The organism is Gordonia liuliyuniae (assembly GCF_021738805.1).
Classification (GTDB): Bacteria; Actinomycetota; Actinomycetes; order Mycobacteriales; family Mycobacteriaceae; genus Gordonia; species Gordonia liuliyuniae.
Window position 1 is genome coordinate 396,154 of sequence record NZ_JAKKOR010000001.1, and the last position, 18,461, is coordinate 414,614.

At 68.0% G+C, this 18,461-nt stretch carries 17 protein-coding genes and 1 riboswitch; of the genes, 12 read left to right on the forward strand and 5 right to left on the reverse strand.

Features of this window, described 5'->3' with window-relative positions:
- Window positions 1-174: 174 nt before the first annotated feature.
- From L5G33_RS01805 to L5G33_RS01820, 4 genes are all read right to left on the reverse strand, one after another.
- Window positions 175-843: an HAD family hydrolase gene (locus tag L5G33_RS01805; protein ID WP_236996421.1), complete on the reverse strand. Its 669-nt coding sequence runs from the start codon at window positions 841-843 to the stop codon at window positions 175-177.
- A 141-nt stretch (window positions 844-984) separates the two neighbouring features.
- Complete coding sequence (locus tag L5G33_RS01810; RefSeq protein WP_236996422.1) at window positions 985-1,614, reverse strand: TetR/AcrR family transcriptional regulator; 630 nt, start codon at window positions 1,612-1,614, stop codon at window positions 985-987.
- A gap of 52 nt (window positions 1,615-1,666) precedes the next feature.
- Window positions 1,667-2,662, reverse strand: coding sequence for an oxygenase MpaB family protein (locus L5G33_RS01815; RefSeq protein WP_236996423.1), 996 nt, complete (start codon window positions 2,660-2,662; stop codon window positions 1,667-1,669).
- A 29-nt stretch (window positions 2,663-2,691) separates the two neighbouring features.
- Complete coding sequence (locus L5G33_RS01820) at window positions 2,692-4,566, reverse strand: acyl-CoA dehydrogenase family protein (protein WP_236996424.1); 1,875 nt, start codon at window positions 4,564-4,566, stop codon at window positions 2,692-2,694.
- A 193-nt stretch (window positions 4,567-4,759) separates the two neighbouring features.
- Window positions 4,760-4,849: riboswitch (SAM riboswitch) on the forward strand.
- A gap of 125 nt (window positions 4,850-4,974) precedes the next feature.
- On the opposite strand from L5G33_RS01820, the gene L5G33_RS01825 reads away from it, so the two are divergent.
- From L5G33_RS01825 to L5G33_RS01870, 10 genes are all read left to right on the forward strand, one after another.
- Window positions 4,975-5,805 (forward strand): 2OG-Fe(II) oxygenase, encoded by an 831-nt coding sequence (locus L5G33_RS01825; RefSeq protein ID WP_236996425.1) that lies wholly within the window; start codon window positions 4,975-4,977, stop codon window positions 5,803-5,805.
- The gene (locus L5G33_RS01830; protein WP_236996426.1) at window positions 5,805-6,494 is read left to right on the forward strand and encodes a tRNA-dependent cyclodipeptide synthase; all 690 of its coding nucleotides are present in this window, start codon (window positions 5,805-5,807) and stop codon (window positions 6,492-6,494) included. The genes L5G33_RS01825 and L5G33_RS01830 overlap by 1 nt, the downstream gene beginning before the upstream one ends.
- Window positions 6,491-7,864 carry an MFS transporter gene (locus L5G33_RS01835; protein WP_236996427.1) on the forward strand — a complete coding sequence of 458 codons (1,374 nt, stop codon included), beginning with the start codon at window positions 6,491-6,493 and terminating at the stop codon, window positions 7,862-7,864. Before L5G33_RS01830 ends, L5G33_RS01835 begins: the two co-directional genes overlap by 4 nt.
- Complete coding sequence (locus tag L5G33_RS01840) at window positions 7,861-8,979, forward strand: LLM class flavin-dependent oxidoreductase (RefSeq protein WP_236996428.1); 1,119 nt, start codon at window positions 7,861-7,863, stop codon at window positions 8,977-8,979. Before L5G33_RS01835 ends, L5G33_RS01840 begins: the two co-directional genes overlap by 4 nt.
- Before the next feature lie 30 nt (window positions 8,980-9,009).
- The gene (locus tag L5G33_RS01845) at window positions 9,010-10,593 is read left to right on the forward strand and encodes an ABC transporter substrate-binding protein (RefSeq protein WP_236996429.1); all 1,584 of its coding nucleotides are present in this window, start codon (window positions 9,010-9,012) and stop codon (window positions 10,591-10,593) included.
- Window positions 10,590-11,555: an ABC transporter permease gene (locus tag L5G33_RS01850; protein WP_236996430.1), complete on the forward strand. Its 966-nt coding sequence runs from the start codon at window positions 10,590-10,592 to the stop codon at window positions 11,553-11,555. The genes L5G33_RS01845 and L5G33_RS01850 overlap by 4 nt, the downstream gene beginning before the upstream one ends.
- Window positions 11,552-12,415, forward strand: coding sequence for an ABC transporter permease (locus tag L5G33_RS01855; protein ID WP_236996431.1), 864 nt, complete (start codon window positions 11,552-11,554; stop codon window positions 12,413-12,415). The genes L5G33_RS01850 and L5G33_RS01855 overlap by 4 nt, the downstream gene beginning before the upstream one ends.
- Window positions 12,408-13,832 (forward strand): ABC transporter ATP-binding protein, encoded by a 1,425-nt coding sequence (locus tag L5G33_RS01860; RefSeq protein WP_236996432.1) that lies wholly within the window; start codon window positions 12,408-12,410, stop codon window positions 13,830-13,832. Before L5G33_RS01855 ends, L5G33_RS01860 begins: the two co-directional genes overlap by 8 nt.
- 61 nt (window positions 13,833-13,893) lie before the next feature.
- Complete coding sequence (locus L5G33_RS01865; RefSeq protein WP_236996433.1) at window positions 13,894-14,475, forward strand: TetR/AcrR family transcriptional regulator; 582 nt, start codon at window positions 13,894-13,896, stop codon at window positions 14,473-14,475.
- Window positions 14,472-16,007, forward strand: coding sequence for an MFS transporter (locus tag L5G33_RS01870; protein WP_236996434.1), 1,536 nt, complete (start codon window positions 14,472-14,474; stop codon window positions 16,005-16,007). The genes L5G33_RS01865 and L5G33_RS01870 overlap by 4 nt, the downstream gene beginning before the upstream one ends.
- 251 nt (window positions 16,008-16,258) lie before the next feature.
- Here the strand turns inward: L5G33_RS01870 and L5G33_RS01875 are convergent, their stop codons facing one another.
- Window positions 16,259-16,828: a TetR/AcrR family transcriptional regulator gene (locus L5G33_RS01875; protein WP_236996435.1), complete on the reverse strand. Its 570-nt coding sequence runs from the start codon at window positions 16,826-16,828 to the stop codon at window positions 16,259-16,261.
- Between the two features lie 48 nt (window positions 16,829-16,876).
- Here L5G33_RS01875 and L5G33_RS01880 point away from each other — a divergent pair, with 48 nt between their 5' ends.
- A complete protein-coding gene (locus L5G33_RS01880; RefSeq protein ID WP_236996436.1) occupies window positions 16,877-17,686 on the forward strand; it encodes an acyl-CoA thioesterase in 810 nt (269 codons plus the stop codon).
- Window positions 17,687-17,730: 44 nt separating this feature from the next.
- On the forward strand, window positions 17,731-18,408 hold the full coding sequence (locus tag L5G33_RS01885; RefSeq protein ID WP_236996437.1) for a hypothetical protein: 678 nt from the start codon (window positions 17,731-17,733) through the stop codon (window positions 18,406-18,408).
- Window positions 18,409-18,461: the final 53 nt, after the last annotated feature.

Sequence of the window (18,461 nt, forward strand, 5' to 3'; positions counted from 1 at the left end):
ACTCTGTGTCCCTCAGCCGGGACTTCATACGTTCGTACGATTCGGAGTACAGGGGAGGGTCAGGGCCAGTGGTTCTTTCCCTGACCTGACCAGCCTGTGGACATGAAGAATCAGGCATCGCATGTGCAACTTGTCATGTGGTCAGGCCGCAACGGTGCGCAATGTCGCGGCGACTCAGGCGTCGAAGGTGCCCGCACACATTCCTGCGTCGGCGTACGAATCGCGGGTACGTCGGGAGGCACCGATCAGTGTGACCGTGTGTGCTTGGCGTGCCGTCGGGAGATCGACAACGGAATCTGTGACGAACTCGGCGCCCGAGATCGGTACCCCGTTCTCCACAAGCGCGTCCACCTTTCGCGCACCGATCCGATGATCGCGCACGGCCATTCCTGCCGACGACTCAGTGAATATTGAGGCAGAGAGCTCGTCGTAGGGCACTTGTGCAGTGCGGAGCAGCGACTCGGCCAGACGTCGCTCTGTTGCGGTGGCAATGACGATAGTGACGCCGCCGGCGGCCTGTTGCCGGATCCGGTCCACGGTGCCGGTTCGCATCCACCGCGCACTTGCAGCCACCTGTCGGCCGAACGTGGTCGCGGCCGCCGTATACGCCGGATCGATCACGCCCCGCAACGCGGTCTCGATGACTCTGCGCGCTGCAGATGCACGCCGCTCGTTACCTACTGCTGTCATCATGAGGATCAACCACGGTATGGCGGTGAAGAGACGCCACGGAGCCCTAGCCAGGCGTCGGCCGATGAACCACATCATCGTGTCCCTGCGCGTGAGGACGCCGTCGAGGTCATACACGGCTACGGGCTGCTGGACGCGCTCGAGGATTGCCATACTGATCGACGCTACCGCCTGTGACCTGACCAATTGATACCGGAGCAGTCATCACACCTCTTGACCACGTCGTCGCCGATCACGCTGCGCGAGATAGCCTTCCAATGACGACACGTTCGAGAACGTGTGCTCGAACAGTAGTCAGGCTCCGCGGAGTCCGCGGTACACCGCCGCGCCGACGAACGCGCCGAGGTTGTACGGCGTCCACGCGCCGTCGTCCGCCTCCCGTGATGCGAGCAGCGTCCGGACTGCTCCCTCGCCCGACGACACCCAGAACTCGACGAGTGCGGGCAGCTTTCGGTCTGCGTCCTGCGTCCCCCACGCGGCGAGCGTCGGCCGGAGAAGATCGCAGCAGCGGGTGAGCACGAATGCGCGGCCCCGACCGAACAGGTCCGTGACCTCCGCATCCGGGTTCCCGTACAGGAGCTGCCACGACTCCGGCCGCGCGTCGACCGCTTCGAGCAGCGACTGGAATCCTTCGACGAACACCGATTCGGTCGCGTTCACGCGGCGGTCGCGGAGAATGCTCGACAGCGCTTCGCCGAGGTAGGTCTCCTCCCGCGCGATCAACGCGCCGAGGATCTCCGACCGGCTCGGGTAGGCGGCGTACACGACCGGCCGGGTCACGTCGAGAGCCGATGCGACGGCGGCCATCGTCACCGATGAGATGCCGTCGCGGCTGGCGATCTCCAACGCCGCATCCAAGATCTGCGGACGGCGGCGGCCCGGACCGAGGTGCGGTGCACGCGTCCGTGACGTGCGAGAAACCACCGCTACACCCGCCTCCCGCTCGATTCGTCGAAGCAACCTCCAACCCTACGGTTCAGTGAGAAGCTCCGACTCCGTCGGGGTAGGGAGCAGTTCCGACTCCGCCGGGGGCACCGAGGTACTTCGCGCGTGCATCGGCGACTGTCACCGTGTGCGCGAACATCGGTGTCCCCGCGTGGCGATGCTGGCGGTACAGCCTGCCGGTCATCGGTCCGATCGCCTTCGACACGAGCCGGTCCATCAACTCCGGGCTTCGGGACATGCTGCTCACCGCGGCCCGCGTCGCTGCCCGGTAGGCGACGTCGACGGCGGCAGGCTGGTCGAACCCGCCGAGCGTCCGCATCCACTTCGGCAGCGTCGCGATTGCGGCTGGTGCGACGAGACGGCTCGACGCCCACACCCGCGGCCCGCGGTCGAGCGGCGTGTGCAGCAGGTAGTGCATGCCGCGTCGGGCGCGTTCGGATACGCACAGAGTCGGCCGGACCGACTCGAAGTAGTCGTGCACTTCGTCGCGCGACGTCGGCACGTCCGATGGGCGACATGTCTGCAACTCGGCGGCCACCACGCAGTCGGCCCAGAACCGCTGCTCCTCGTCCGGCGTCAACGCGCCCGGCCCGTACATCTCGTAGCACTTGAGGACCGAATGCCAGCCCGTCACATGGATCCACAGCTGCGACGCGGGATTGTTCGCGCTGTACCGTTTCCCGGCGATCGGCTCGATCCCGGTGGACACCGCATGCACCTTCATCAGATGGTCGGCGGCAGTCACCGCCATCCGGCTGTCGCCGACCGCAGCGATCAGGAAGTACGCAAACGTATGGTCCAGCCTCCCGTACGGGTCGCTGTAGATGCCGCCGACGTCGGCGACCGACGCCGTCAGATCGGGATCGAAGTGTTCGAGCGTGACGGCTCGCTGGAAGCCGATCAACGCGGTCGGCGACGTCCACACCTTCCAGGTGGGGGAGTCGGGGCCGAAGAAGCCGTAGTCGGTCTCCCGCAGCGGCATCGTCGGGTCGCTGAATGCGGGACGTGACGGACTCTGTGTAGTCATGGATTCTCCGATGGTCAGGATGTGATGGGTCAGGGCTTCATCGTGTAGGCGCCCGCGAGGCCGCGCGCCCGTTCCAAGACTCGGTCGGCCCGGTCGAGGTCGGCGACCGGACGTCGGACGAGGTCGAGCGCCCGCGACTGCTGCATCGGGGTCGCCGTCGGCTTCCCGTGGAGGGTCACCGCGTGCCGGGAGAACTCGCGGACAAAGATGTCGAAGAGATGGTCGAGCACATCGGTGTCCGCGCCTTCGATCCGCGACTGTTCCAGTACGAGCTGTGCGTACGGGATCAGCGTGAACAGCTCGCCGATCGCGAACAGGAAGTCGACGTCACTGCGCTGGTCGGCTGTCGGCTCTGCGGCCGCGAGCAACGCTTGGAAGGCGAGTGCCTGCTCGGTGAAGACCGCGACGTTCGGGATGTGCGCGAACTCGGTGAACGCCGGTCGCCAATCGGGGAACGTGATTGCGCCGAGTCCCGAGCTCGGCCCCTGGTGGAACAGAAACGAGTCGTCGGCGGCGTCGCGTCGTACCGGGACGCGACGTACCGTGGCCTTGGCCGTCTCGGAGCGCAGCCGCGGCACCACGCCCGCCGCCCGCTGTCCCGCCCAGCGCAGCACCCCGGTCAACGGTGCGGCGGCCGGAACATGCTTGAGGGCCAGCAGCCCGACGTCGGTCGGACTGAACATGTAGGCGGGCATGAACTTCAGCGACAACGCCATGTTCACGTGGACGGTGCCTTCCAAGCGGGGCAGCCCGAACATCGAGGTGAGGCCGTTCGGGAACATCATGTCGTTCTCGAAGCCGCGCGCCGCGATCACGTCCGCGATGTCCTCGTACACCTTCTGTCCGGCACGGGTCACCGACATCTTCTCGATCGCGCTGATCAACAGGTATCGACGATCGTCGCGGTTGGCCGACCGCATGTAGTCGACGGCGCGCTCGCTGAACAGCTTCATCCCGGCCAGGCGCGCGAAACTGTCGGACACGAGGGCCTTCACCTGAGGGAACTCAGTCACCCGGTGACCGAAGAGGATGCGGTTGTCGGCGTGCGTCAACGCCTCGAACATCGCGTTCTCGCACGCGCCCACAGCCCCGAAACCCAGGTTGAACTTTCCGACGTTCACCGTGTTCATCGCCGCGTCGAAGGCGGCGCGGCCGGTGTGGAGCACGTCGTCGGACGCGACTGGATAGTCGTGCAGATCGAACGCCGCGACGTACATCTGCGAGTCGACGACGTTCTTGTGCAGCCGGTAGTTCGCGTGCTGCGAGTCGGCGGCGAAGAACATGTAGCCGGCGTACTCGTCGTCGGAGATCCGGCGGGTGGAGTCCGCAGAGTCGATGACGGGTGTGTCGGACCGTCGCCCGAACACCGACACCATCCGCGCCTGGTTGCCGTTGCCGATGTAGTACTTGCCGCCGTTCGCGGTGAATCCGCCGTCGCCGGGTTCGAGCAGCATGTCGGTGGAGTAGACGTCCGCGCCGTGCTCTTTTTCCGACAGTCCGAACGCGAAGATGTCGCCGTCGTCCAGGAGGGCCACCGCACGCTTCTTCGCGGCCGCATTGGTGCTCTGCCAGATCGGCATCAGACCAAGCACGGTGACCTGCCATACGTACCAGTACTGCATGCCGTAGAAGCCGAGGATCTGACTCATCCGGGCGTTGCGCGCGGTGTCCCACCGCTTGTCGCGATCGCCGTCGGCGAGTGCCTTCGGTGTCAGGAAAGTGGCGAACACCCGCTCGCGCCGGTTGAAGTCGAGGAAGTCCTGGTACCAGATCCGGTCTCGGGTGTCGGCAAGCAGCCGTGCCTTGCCGAGGTCCTCGAAGTAGTCGACGGTCTTGCGCAGGATGCGCTGCGTCGCAGTGTCGAACTCGTCGAACGTGTGCGTCGTCGGATTGAAGATCTCCATGGTGCCCTTCTCAGATTCCTACGGTGGTGTAGGACCAGTTCCTACACGAACGTAGCATTCTGTTCCGACGGTGAGAAGACCCAGGATTACGTGCGCGCCGATTAATAGGCTCCGACCTGCGCGGGAATCCGGCGAGCGCGGTGTCGGCCATTGATGGGAAAGCAGTGCCGCGCATAGGTTTCCAATGCACAGACATTCATCACGAGCGGCCGAGAGACTGGCTCTTTGACGCCGCAGCAACCGTGGATCCTCCACAAGGTGCTAATGCCAGAGACGATGAACCCGCCACCGGGCGACTCTGCCGGTTCTTCGCCCGCTCGTGATCGATCGACGTGTGCCGGTCCAGGGCCCCTGGACCGATCGAGATCGAACGAAGTCCGGCGACGGTCCGGACAGGGGAGGTGCACGATGACCACGACATTCGATACCCGGGTAGACGGCCTGGGTGGGACCGCTGACGAGCATCCGCGCGTCGCGACCACGGCGGCGGATGACTTCTCCGCCGACCATCTGCTTCAGTTGCTCAAAGGCGACGTCTACGCCGTGCGTATCACGGGACTGATCGAAGCCGACGCCCTCGACGGGCTGCGCAGGGTGTTCGTCGGACGGGACGATCACGGGCCGCTCGCTACTGACCCACAGTTCAGGCGCATCGGACATGCGTTCTCCGAGACCGGTCCTGGGCAGGAGGCCGAGTACTTCGACGAAGCGGCGGGCCACCGGCGTTCGCTGCGATCGCTCGCTGCGCCTTACCCGTACCCGTCCGACAGCGTTCGGCTCCTGCTCGACGAGACCTGGCCGTTCGGAGCCACCCTCCTCGAGTCTGAAAGTCGCAAGTTCTTCGCGGGCGTCGTCCGCTACCAGCAGGCGGGCGTCGACCTGGAGCCTCACACCGACAACGTCCAACGCAACCTGCCGGACGGGGGCCTCGGAATCCGCAGGCAGCTGTCGGTGAACGTGTACCTCGACGTGCCGGACGTCGGCGGCGAACTCGAGATCTGGGATTCGTTCCCCACCGAAGACGACTACCGCGAGCTGTCCGGCGGCCGTGCCTGGGGCGTCGACCGGAGCATCGTCGGCGAGCCCGCGGTGACGGTGAAGCCGACTGTGGGGGAGGCGATTTTCATCGATCCACGCAGAGTCCATGCGGTCGCGCCGTCCGCCGATCGGCCTCGCGTGACGATCGGACTCTTCATCGGTGTCCGTGCCGACGAGCAACCGCTGGCGGTGTGGAGCTGATGTCCGTCGCCACCGCAGACGCACCCGTCGGCTCGGTGTCGCACAAGGCGGCATTCGATCTCAAAGGGCTGCACTACGACTACTCGGGCCGCTCGACGATCCTGCTGGTCAGCGTGGGAGCCGATTACCATGAGGGGGAGAAGCTCGGCGCGACGATCGATCTGCTCAACCGAAGCGGATTCGGACGCGTCACCGTCGCCGTCGCCGACACACTGCAACGGCACAACCTCGACGCTGACCCGGGTAGCGCGTACCGCTTCTCGCGCCGTCGCGGCGACCAGTGGCTGGCCCGCAACCGCCGGTTGCTCGACCTTCTCACCGCCGACGTCGACATTTTGCGCTGGGACGCCGCACTCAGCGACCCGGACTATCCGCGGGCACTCGACCGAGTGCGCGCCGCATACGCGTCCGACGCCGCATACGCGTCTGCGATCGACACGACCATCGATCGGTTCGTCGCGCGCCGCGGTGACGACCTCCCCGACGAGGAACGTGTTCGCACCGGCTGCCGCACCTACCTCCTCGAGGAGGTCCCGATCATTCAACCGCTGTGGGCCGCGCAAGGGTACGACTTCGTCGTGTATCCGCAGCAGATCTCGACCGCGATGCAGGCGACTCGAGACCTGTTCGTCGAGAGCGGTGCGGCGTGGTTGCCGTTGCGGTTCAAGAAGCGGCGGTCGGCGCGATGAGTGTGGCGCAGGCCGATGTGAGTGTCGGACGCCGTACCGGAGGATTCATCGGGTTGGCGACGGCGTCGTTCCTCGGGTGCATCGATCTGACGATCGTATCGACGGCTCTGCCGTCGATCACCCGAGAGCTCGGAACCACGATCGGCACCAGTCAGCTCGTGCTGAGCGGATTCCTGACCGCGCTCGCGATGTTCATGGTGACCGCCGGGCGTCTCGGCGACCGGCGCGGGCGCCGCTCGGTGCTGCTCGTCGGGCTCGCAGTGTTCGTCGTCGCGTCCGTCGGCGCCGCGCTAGCGCCTGGCATCGGGTGGCTCATCGCCGCGCGGTTCGTCCAGGGTGCGGCGTGCGCGGTGCTGTACACGGGCACGTCCACACTGGTGGAACAGCTGTTCCCGGAGGGAGAGCGTGGACGTGCCGTGGGGTGGCTATATGCGGTGAACGGTGTCGGGCTGGCGATCGGACCGGTGCTGGGCGGGCTCCTTGTGCCCGCTTTCGGCTGGGGAGCGGTCTTCTGGATCAACGTCCCGTTCGGGCTGGCGGCGATCGCGTTGATCGTCGCGGCGGTCCCGTCGCCGGCCCCGAGGTCGACCACCGCTCTGGACGTGCCGGGCCAGGCGCTCCTGGCGGTGACAGTCGCCGCGGTGGTCGCGTTCGTGTCCCTGCCGGAGACGATTGGGTGGATCAGTGCTCCCGTCCTCGTCGCCGCCGCGATCGCCGCGGTCGGCGTGATCGCACTGGCGGCCGTCGAACGGCGGGCCGACGATCCACTGTTGCGCATCGACCTGTTCGCACACCCACGTTTCCGCGCGGCTCTGCTGTCGGACTTCTTTCTGGCCGCGTTCTATGCATCGGCGCTGTTGGTGCTACCTCCGTACCTGGCCGACCGACACGGTCTGAGCGACCCGGCGATCGGCGGATCATTGTTGCTGGTGAGCGGGACGATGGCGGTGACGTCGGCCCGCGTCGGAAGGTGGGTCGACAAGGCCGGCCCCGCAGGGCCGCTGCGGTACGGGTTCGCGGCATTGGCGGTCACTGCGGGCGCCGTCCTGGTCGGCGCGTCGACCGGATCGCTCGTCACGCTCCTCGTCGGCTTCGTGTTCTTCGGACTGGGCTGGGCGTTGATCCTCGCACCGGCGACCCTCGCCGCTCTGTCCGCGGTGCCTGCAGCCGAGTCCGGGTTCGCCATCGGCGCGTCCTGGACATTCCACAACCTCGGTGGGGCACTAGGCGCCGCCGTCGCCGCCGCGCTCTATGCGTCGTCGGACGCCGACCGGGGGCTCCTCTATGCGGGAGTGTTTCTGCTGGTCGGCGCGCTGATCGCGTGGGCTGCCAACTTGGTGATAGGACGAGGCGAAGGAGCCCCGGCATGACCGAACTCGGAGTTTTGGATCTCGTCCCGATCCGGGCGGGAGGCACCGCACGGGAGGCGCTCGACGACACCGTCGACCTGGCTCGCCGCGCAGAGGAGTTCGGCTACCGGCGCTACTGGCTGGCCGAACACCACTTCGCGGCGCTCGCCTCGTCTGCGCCGGCGGTGGTCGCGGCACACGTGCTCGCCGCGACGTCGACGATTCGGGTCGGGGCCGGAGCGGTCCAACTCAGCCAACGCGTCGCCTCGCGCGTCGCCGAGGAGTGGGGCACGCTCGCGGTACTCCATCCAGGGCGCGTGGACGTCGGGCTCGGGCGCAGCGCAGGCCGCGCCGGGCAGTACCGCGACGCGCTGCGCAGGCAGGGAACGCCGGACACACCTGCGAAGGTCGACCACCCGGTGGTCGACGGAGTCGTCCTCCCGGAACCGCGCGACCTGCGCGGACTGGTCGACTCGCCGCGGACGGCGACCGCGCTCGCGGTAGTCTCACCGCCCGGCGACGCGCCGGACTACGAGACGCAGGTGCGTAGCGTCCTGCATCTGATCGCGGGGACGTTCACCCCCGAAGGGCTCGACGAACCGCTGCATCTGACGCCGGGTGCGGGGACCGATCTGCTGCCCTGGATCCTGGGTAACTCGCCTGGAGTCAGCGCACGGCTCGCCGGTCGGCTCGGGCTGCCGTTCGCCGCCAATTACCACCTCGCGCCCGGCAAGACGGTTGAGACCGCCCGCGCCTATCGTGAGGCATTCACGCCCGGTGTTCTCGACGAGCCGTATCTCGCGGTCTCGGCCGACGTACTCGCCGCGCCGACCACCGGCGACGCAGAACGCCAGGCTCGCTCGTTCCTGCCGTGGGTCGACGCGGTGGCCCGCGGACGCGGAGCCGTGCCGGTGCCCGATCCCGCCTCGGTGTCGGACGCCGACTCCGTAAAGCTCACCGCCCGGCACTCGGCTCGTGTGGTGACCCGTTTCGTTGGGGACCCCGACCATGTCGTCGGCCGTCTACGCGCGCTGGCCGCGCTGACCGGTGCCGACGAACTCGTCCTCACCACCCTGACGCACCGACACGACGACCGCGTCCAATCCCACCGCCTCATCGCCGACGCCTGGCGCTGACGGCCTTCCACGAGAAGAGAATTCGATCCAATGAAGACCATTACCAGAGTGGCGGCCGCCGTCCTCTCCGTCTCGACGGCGGTCGGGCTCGCCGCCTGTGCGGACGACGCGGCCGACTCGGACACCCTCCGCTACGGGCTGTCGTCCGCGCCGAGCTGCGCCGACCCGGCCCAGGCGAGCACCAACCAGACGGTGAACGTCGCGCGACAGGTGGCCGACTCGCTTCTCGACCAGGATCGACGGACCGGCGAGTTGAAGCCGTGGCTCGCCGAACGCTACGAGGCGTCCCCGGACGGCCGAAGCTTCACCTTCACCCTCCGCGACGACGTGACGTTCAGCGACGGTACGCCGCTCTCCTCCGACGTCGTGAAGAAGAACTTCGACGCCCTCACCTCTGACGAGTCGACGTCGACGCGGACCCTTCAGGCGTCCGGATTCTTGCTCGGCTACGAACGGACGGATACCCCAGACCCGCGGACCGCCGTCGTCCGGTTCGCCGACCCGAACGTGCAGTTCTTGCAGGCGGCCGCCACCACCCAGCTCGGGATTCTCGCGCCGTCGACTGTCGCGCGGTCGTTCGACGAACGCTGCTCCGGCACCGCGGTGATCGGCAGCGGGCCGTACACGTACTCCGGATGGGAGCAGGATCGTTCGGCGACGCTGACCCGCCGGGACGGCTACGGGTGGGCCCCCGACGTCGGTCTCACGACGGCGCGATATCGGACAGTCGAATTCAGCGTCGTCCCCGAATCCGGGGTGCGGGCGGGAAGCATCGGATCCGGCCAGTTGGATGCCGTCGCCGATCCTCAGCCGCAGGACCGGGAAGTGTTGGAATCAGCCGGTGCGACGCTGACCTCCCGACCGAACCCGGGACTGCCGTACGTCTTGCAGCCGAATGTGTCCCGCGGAGTGCTCGCCGACCGCGAGGTGCGGCAGGCCGTCAGCACGGCGTTGAACCGGCCCGAGTTGGTCGAGACCGCGCTCGGCGACGGGTTCACCCCGGCGACCAGCGTTCTCGCCTCGACGACGCCCGGCTATCGGGCTGACCCGCGGGTCCGGTACGACGTCGCGGCGGCGAAGAAGGCCCTCGATGCCGCAGGCTGGCGGGCGACGGGCGACGGGATTCGCGAGAAGGGCGGCAGGAGGCTGGCGTTCGACGTGATCTATTCGCCAGAGTTCTACGGCAACAAGCCGATCCTAGAACTCGTGCAGCGTCAACTCGCCGCCGTCGGCATCGACCTGTCGATCACCGCTTTGTCGAACGACGACTTCCTTTCGCGGCGCAGCGCAGGCGACTTCGACGCCGTCTACTACAACGTGACCAGGGCCGACCCGGACATCCTTCGTTCGCGCCTGGGCGCCGACGGCACCAACTATTCGCAGCGGGGCTTCGATCCCCAGATCGATCCGCTGCTGTCGCAGCAGGCGGGGACGGCCGATCGTGCACAGCGACTCAAGATCGTCGACACCCTGCAGGCTCGTCTCGTCGATGCGGGCTATGCGATCCCCGTCGTCGAACTGTCGCAGGTCGCGGCGGTCGCATCCGGTTTCGGCGGCGTCGGATTCGACGCGTCGGGCGTCCTGCGTCTGCAGTTCCCGAACGGTGCGTCGTGAGTCCAGGGCCGGCGAGCAGGCGACTCGTGCTCCGGGTCGGCGGGCGTCTTGCCGTCGGCGCCGCGGTGGTGTGGGCGGTGTTCACCGTGGTCTTCGGGATCCTGCGGGTACTGCCGGGCGACCCGGTGTCGTTGGCGGCGAACGCGGACGCATCGGGCGCGCCGCCGTCGCCCGCGGCGATAGCGGCGTTGCGCGCGCAGTACGGCCTCGACCGTCCGTTGTGGCAGCAGTACTTCGCAGCATGGGGCGACTTCGTCCGCGGCGACTGGGGGACGTCGGTCGTCACCGGCCGGCCGGTCACGACGTCACTGCTCGAAGCACTGCCATCTACCGCGACGCTCGCCGCCGCAGCGCTGGCGCTCGGCGCGCTGGCGGCGTTCGCACTTGCGTACATCGCGACCTACCGACCAGACGGTGTGCTGGCCCGTGTCGTCGGTCAGATCCCGTCGGTGCTGGTCTCGATGCCGACCTTCGCCGTCGGTCTGGTGCTGATTCAGGTGTTCGCGTTCGGTCTCCGTCTTCTGCCGGGATTCGGCGACGATGGGTTCGCAGCGCTCGTGCTGCCCGCGGTGACATTGGCGGTGCCGGTGGCCGGATACCTCGGCCAGGTGATGGCGGCCGGGATGAGGGAGGCCGCCGACCAGCCGTTCGTCGAGGTCGCCCGGGCGAAGGGCGCGTCGGACGCCATGGTGCACCTGCGGCACGTTTCGCCCGCTGCGGCGCTGCCCGCATTGTCGGCGTTGGGCGTATTCGTCGGGTCCGCGCTCGCGGGCGCGGTCGTCGTCGAGACAGTGTTCTCGCGGGCCGGCCTCGGCCGGCTCACCCAACAGGCGCTCACCGCACACGACGGACCGGTGATGCTCGCCGTGGTCGTCGTGTCTGCGGCGATCTTCGTGGTGGTGACGTTGATCGTCGACCTGGTCGGACCGCTCGTCGACCCGAGGGCGAGGGGCGCGGCATGATCGACCTCGTCGGAGACCGCCTGCTCACGCCCCGAAAGGGGCGGATCCGGTTCGGGAAGCATCCGATGCCTCCGCTCGGGGCCGTCGCCGCGGTCGGAGTCCTCGTAACGGTACTTGCCGCCGCCGTCGTTCCCGGGCTCCTGACCCGGACGGACCCGGTGGCGGTGGCGCCCCGCGAGCGACTGAGGGCGCCGAGCGTCAGCCACGTGTTCGGTACCGACCAACTCGGGCGTGACGTGTTCGCCAGAATCGTCCACGGGACCGGAGCCTCGCTGTCGGCGGCGCTCATCGCCGTAGCGATCGCGATCATCGGTGGATCGCTGATCGGCGTCGCCACCGGCTATCTCGGAGGATGGACGGACCGGGTCGGCATGCGGCTGGTGGACGTGCTGCTCGCCGTTCCCGGCCTCTTGCTGTCGATGACGGTGGTCGCGGCGACCGGTGGTGGAACGGTCGAACTCGGCGTCGCGGTCGGTATCGCCGGGGTGGCTGGAGCCGCCCGCGTGGTCCGGTCCAGAACCCTCCAGTTACGAGCGTCGCCGTTCGTCGAAGCGGCACTGGTCAGCGGTTGGCGGAAGCCGACCGTCGTCGCCCGGCACGTGCTGCCGCATCTGTGGCCGACAGCGGCGGCCGTCGCATCCGTCGAGTTCGGTCAGGCGGTCCTCGCCGTCGCAGCACTCGGATTCCTCGGGTTCGGTCCCCCGCCGCCCGCCCCGGAATGGGGCGCGATGGTCGCCGACGGTCGAGCCTTCCTCGCCGCGTCGTGGTGGCTGACCGTCGTCCCAGCGGTGGTCATCACGCTCGTCGTGCTCGCGGCGTATCGACTCTCGCGCATCGTGGACGGAGGCCATCGTGCTTGAGATCGAGCGACTGAACGTGTCTGTCGGGACCACGGTCGTCCTCCGTGACATTGAGCTGACCGTTGGGGCGGGGGAGGTCGTCGCGGTGGTCGGCGCGTCCGGCAGTGGAAAGTCGACGCTCGCGCGGACTGTGCTCGGGTTGCACGGGCCGCGCACACGGCTGTCGGCTGGACGATTGCGGCTCGCGGGAGACGATCTGCCGAGTCCCGGCTCCGCAGCGTGGCGGTCGGTGCGCGGCAGGCGGGTCGGCTACGTGCCGCAGGATCCGGGAAATTCGTTGAATCCGGTGCGGCGCATCGACAGTCAGGTCCGTGAAGCGCTGCGATTGGCTGGGCGCCCGGCCGGTGGTGCGGCGGTCCCCGAACGGCTCGCCGAGGTGGGCCTGCCGGACGGGGCGCTCGCCCGACGGTATCCGCACGAACTGTCGGGCGGTCAACGACAGCGCGTGCTGATCGCGATGGCGCTGGCGGGCCGCCCGGGGCTCCTCGTCGCCGACGAGCCGACGAGCGCACTCGACGCCGACGTCGCCGATCAGGTTCTCGAAGCGCTCACGGCGGGCGTCGCCGACGGCGCGGGCCTGCTGTTGATCACTCACGATCTTGCCGTGGCTGCTGAGCGAGCCGATCGCATCGTGGTATTCGACGACGGCCGGGTTGTCGAGACCGCATCATCGACGGGCGTGCTCGACTCCCCGAAGAGCGCCGCCGCTCGCGCGCTGAAGGACTCCCTGCCGGGCGGCAGGCGGCCGCCCCGGACTCCGACGCCGCGCGAACCGGTGCTGAGCGTGCAGTCGGTGACCAAGAAGTTCGGCAGTACCACTGCGCTCGCCGACGTCGATCTGACCGTGTCTCGCGGGGAGACGGTCGCCGTCGTCGGGCCGTCGGGATCTGGCAAGTCGACGCTGGCTCGCGTGCTGGTCGGGTTGACCTCGCCGGATGCGGGTTACGTCGAGACAGCCGACGGCGCGCGGACACAACTCGTGTCACAGAACCCGTTCTCGGCGTTGGAGCCGAGGTGGTCGGTGGCTCGGATCATCGAGGAGTCGCTGCACCCGGCGCTCGGGCTGTCGACAACTCAGCGCGCCGCGCGGGTGACGCACGTTCTCGACGAGGTCGGCCTGGACGCGTCGTTCGCCGATCGGCGACCGCACCAACTGTCCGGCGGGCAGAGCCAGCGTGTCGCGATAGCCAGGGCACTCGCGCCGAACCCGGCGGTCGTCGTGCTCGATGAGGCGGTGTCGGCGCTCGACGTCGTGTCGCAAGCTCGGGTCCTCGACGTTCTGGCCGGTCTGCAGACGACACACGACACGGCGTTTGTCTTCGTAACGCATGACCGCGCTGTCGCCGCCGATATCGCGCACCGCACGGTCGAGGTGGTCGACGGTCGGGTGCGGGAGGTAGACGAAGCGGCGTCCTGACCGGTTCGGTTGCCGATCCCAGACCACTTCTGTACACATGTACATGTACAAACGTACAGAAATGGGTGACCGTATGGCCAAGCATGATCCGGCGGCACGACGCGACGCGATCGTGCAGGCCGCCGCCGACCTCATCGTGGAAGTCGGCCCGGGCAAGCTGACGCACCGCCTCGTCGCAAAACGCGCGAAGGTGCCGCTCGGCTCGACCACCGCGTACTTCGCGTCGCTCGACGAACTGCGGCAGGAGGCGTTGGGGCTTCTCGTCCGGGAGATCGACGACGCGTTGACGCAGATCCGGCAGGTGTTCGAGTGCGATCCGGCCGCGGCGCCGGACCACCTGATCGACATGCTGCACGATTACCTGTCCGAGCGGCGCAACGTCGTCGCCGACGTCGCCCTGTCGGCCACCGCCACCTTCGACGATCAGGCGCGCGAACTAGCCCTCTCGTGGGCCGACGGACTCGTCGTCGTGCTGCGCGAGTACCTCGGCGCCGACAACGCGCACGCCGTCGCGATGATCACCGAGGGGGCGGGCGTGCACGCCGCCATTCGAGGCGAGGCGCTCAGTCGCGATCACCTGCGTCGAGCCCTCTCCCCGTTCATCCCCGCCTCGTTCACACCTGTCGACGGAGTCTCGAAATGACCGACGCCGCAACGCCGTCCATGATGTCGACGCGCCGCGCGTGGGCCGGCACCGCCGTTCTGTCAGCGAGTCTGCTCGTCATCACGATGGATATGACGATCCTCAACATTGCATTGCCGACGATGTCGCAGGACCTGCGGCCGTCCGGTGAACAGCTCTTGTGGATCGTCGACGTCTACTCTCTGGTCCTGGCAGGCCTGCTGGTCGCGGCCAGCGCCGTCGCCGATCGGTGGGGGCGCAAGAAGCTCCTGCTCACCGGGTACGCAGTGTTCGCGGTCGCCTCGATCCTGGTGCTGTTCGCCGATTCGGCGGGCATGGTCATCGCGATCCGCGCGGCTCTCGGTGTCGGCGGCGCGATGGTCATGCCGACCACGCTGTCGATGATCCGCACCATCTTCACTGATGCGAAGCAGCGGGCCATGGCGCTCGCCGTATGGTCGGCCGTCGCCGGCCTCGGCGCTGCCGTCGGCCCGCTCGTCGGCGGGCTGCTGTTAGAGCACTTGTCCTGGCACGCCGCCTTCCTCGTCAACGTCCCGCTGATGGTGATCGCGGTGATCGCGGGAGCGTTCCTGCTGCCGGAATCGCGCTCGGACAAGCCCGGCGCGTGGGACTGGCCGACCATCGGACTCTCGTTCAGCGGCATGGTCGCGCTGATGTGGTCGATCAAGAAGTTCGGCAAGGAATCGAGCCTGCTCGTACCCTCGGCATGGCTCGCGCTCGCCTTGGCCGTCGTCGCCCTGACAGTGTTCGTGCGGCGTGGTCTACGCCAGGACGATCCGATGCTCGACGTCGGACTGTTCCGGAGCAGACCGTTCACCGGCGGCATCGCCGCCGCACTCGGATCGATGTTTGCGATGGCAGCGGCCCTGCTGCTCCTCGCGCAGTGGCTGCAGAGCGTCGAGGGCAGTTCGCCGATCCGCACCGGCGTACAGCTGATTCCGCTGGCGCTCGCGGCGGCCGCGGCGTCGCTGGCCGCGCCGAAGCTCGCCGAACGGATCGGGCCGCGCGCAGTGCTCGCCGCGTCGATCGCGATCTCCGGGATCGGCATGACGGCGATCTACCTGACGCCCGGCGAACTCCACTATCGGGCGGTCGTCGTCTCGCTGTGCCTGGTGGGGGCCGGGATCGGGTCGTTGGCCGTCGGGTCGGTCCTGATCATGTCTGGCAGCCCCGAACATCGGGCGGGCAACGCCGCAGCCATGGAGGAGACCTCGTACGAGGTCGGCAGTGTCCTCGGCGTCGCGGTGCTCGGCAGCATCGCGTCCGTCATGTACCGCGCGGACCTCGACGCCGTCGACTCGTTCGCGAACCTTCCGGCCGACGTCACCGCCCCCGCCCGCGAGTCGATCGGTGCCGCCGTCGACGTCGCGGGCCAGGCGGGCATCCCGGAACTCGCCGACACGGCGGGACGGGCGTTCACCGCATCGATGCAGACCACCAGCCTCGTCGGCGGCGTCGTCATGCTGGCCGTCGCCGTGCTGGTGTGGTGTGTTGTGCCGAAGGGGACCACATTGGAGCCCGGCGCGCACTGACGGCCGGGCGCCCTACCTCTTCCTCGTGCCGGGCGCATTGCTGTTCGTCAGTGCTGCTGCCGGGCTTGCCGTCGGAGGCCGCATGGGCGGGTGGGCCTCGGTGGCGTTGGGCTTGAGTCTGGCGTTCGGCGCAGTTTTCGTTGCGACGCCGTTCGCGTTGTCGGTCCCGGCGAAGGCCGCAGCTGTCGATGAACTCCAAGAAGCGCTCACTGAACGCCGCAGCGGAGGTGGGGTCGCAAGCAGCCGGACGATCAGTGCGGCTCGCGACCCCACGTGGCGCGAGTGTGCCCGACGAAGCTGTCGAACGGCTCGACGGACCGCGTGGCGCGCGCGACGATGATCACGCCTTCGATCCCCGACACGATCGCGCTGCCCGCCGCTCGCGCTCGTTCGGCGTCGTGGCCTTCACGCTCCAGTGCGTCGCCGATGATCGACGTGAGGCGCTCGAACGCTCTCGCGGCCTCGGCGGCGGCATCCGGATAGTCCGGGGCGCTCAACGACGCGGCGGCGAGCGGACAGCCGAGCGTGTAATCGCTGTCGGTGAGCGCCGACTTCCAGTAGTCGGCCCACAGATCGAGCGCGTCCATCGCGTCGTGCTCGGTGAGGAGCATCTCGAGCTGGGCGCACAGGCCCTTTCCTGCGACGGCCGTCGCCTCGCGGAGAAGCTCAGCTTTCCCGGCCGGAAAGTGCTGGTACATGGAACGTCTCGCGACGTTGCTGTGTTCGAGGAGCGCGGCCATTCCGAATCCGTCGGCACCGTGCGTGCGCAGCATGGTGACCGCGGACAACACCAGACGGTCGTGCACGGAAGGGGTGGGCATGGCCACATCCTAGCGCAGTAGAACAATTGGTCTGTATTGTTCTCAGTCATGACCCACGTCTTCGATGAAGCAACCGCCGTCGCCCGGATCGACGAGATCGATGGTCACGTCGTTCGCGCCACCACGCACCCGGCCTACAACAACATGGTCGGACCGTTCGGCGGCGTCACCGCGGCCACCGTCGTCCGCGCGCTGCAGGAGCACCCTGAAGTGCTCGGCGAACCGCTCGCGCTCACGATCAACTATGCGGCGCCGATCGCCGAAGGCGAATGGGATCTCGCGCTCGTGTTGATCCGGACCAACCGGACCAACCAGCACTGGACGTTCACCATCGACCAGAACGGTGGAGTCGTCGCGACGGGCACCGCGGTCTTCGGCGTGCGCCGCGACACCTGGGCCGACACCGAGGACCATGCGCCCGACCTGCCGCCGGTCGACGACGTGCCAGCCTCCGACTTCCCCGAGTTCATCGCGTGGGCCCGCAATTACGACAAGCGCTTTGTAGTCGGCGGGCTCGACGCGGCGAGCGACGACTCGACGTCCACTCTGTGGCTGCGTGACGAGCCCGCCCGAGCGATCGACTATCCGTCACTCACATCGATGACCGATGCCTTCTTCCCGCGGGTGTTCTTGCGTCACGGCACGTACATGCCCGCGGGAACCATCTCGCTGACCACGTACTTCCATGCGACCCGCGACGAATTGGCGGCGCAGGGGGCCGGCCACGTGCGGGCGACGGCGCGCGGCAGCCGCTTCGGCAACGGCCACTTCGACCAGTACGGCCAGATCTGGGGCGACGGCGACCGCCTGCTCGCCACGACGCACCAGCTCGTCTACTACAAGGACGTACCCCAATAGATCTGCGACGCCAATCGATCTGACGGCCCAGTAGATTGAACGGCATGTCGCAGACTCTCCGGGCAGTCGGATCGATCCTCGCAGGCGCCACGTTCGCCGTAACCGTCGCGGCGTGCGGACAGTCGGAGCCGGTCGACCCCGAGACACAGCGGGCTCTCGACTCGGTGCTGTCCGACGCCGACTTCCCGACCGGGTACAGCGTGGTCAAGCTCGGTAAGGACGACGAGAAGGCCATCAGCGAGCAACTCGACGACAGCCGCAAGGACGCGAAGGTCACCCCGGCTGCGTGCGAATCCGGTGACGACGTTCCGGACTCCGCGGAGACGGGCAACGTCGTCGCCTCCGACGGGGAGTCGACACTCAGCCAGTCCGTCGTCGCGTCGAGCGTCGACGCCGAAGCGCTTGCGGCCGCGGTTACCGGTGAGTGCGCGCGGGTGCGTGTCGAGGTGACGACCGGTGCGGCGAGCGGGACGATTGTCGACATCACGCATGACGATGTCACGACGCCGAGCATCGACGGTCACCGCGGGGTGGTGTTCCGACAGGTCTCTACGGCGCCCGGCGATGGCAGCGAGCGGCATCAACTTCTCATCGGCAGGGTGCCGGTCGACGACTACCTCGTCACCGTCCAGGCGGTGGACGCGGACGGATCCGCACCGGATCGCCCCGCGTTCGACGCGACGCTGACCGCTGCCGTGCGGAAGGTCGCCGACGCGCGCTGAGGCATCCGTCGTGTGGGCGGCCACGCGTCGTAATGTTCTCGGCATGTGTCTGA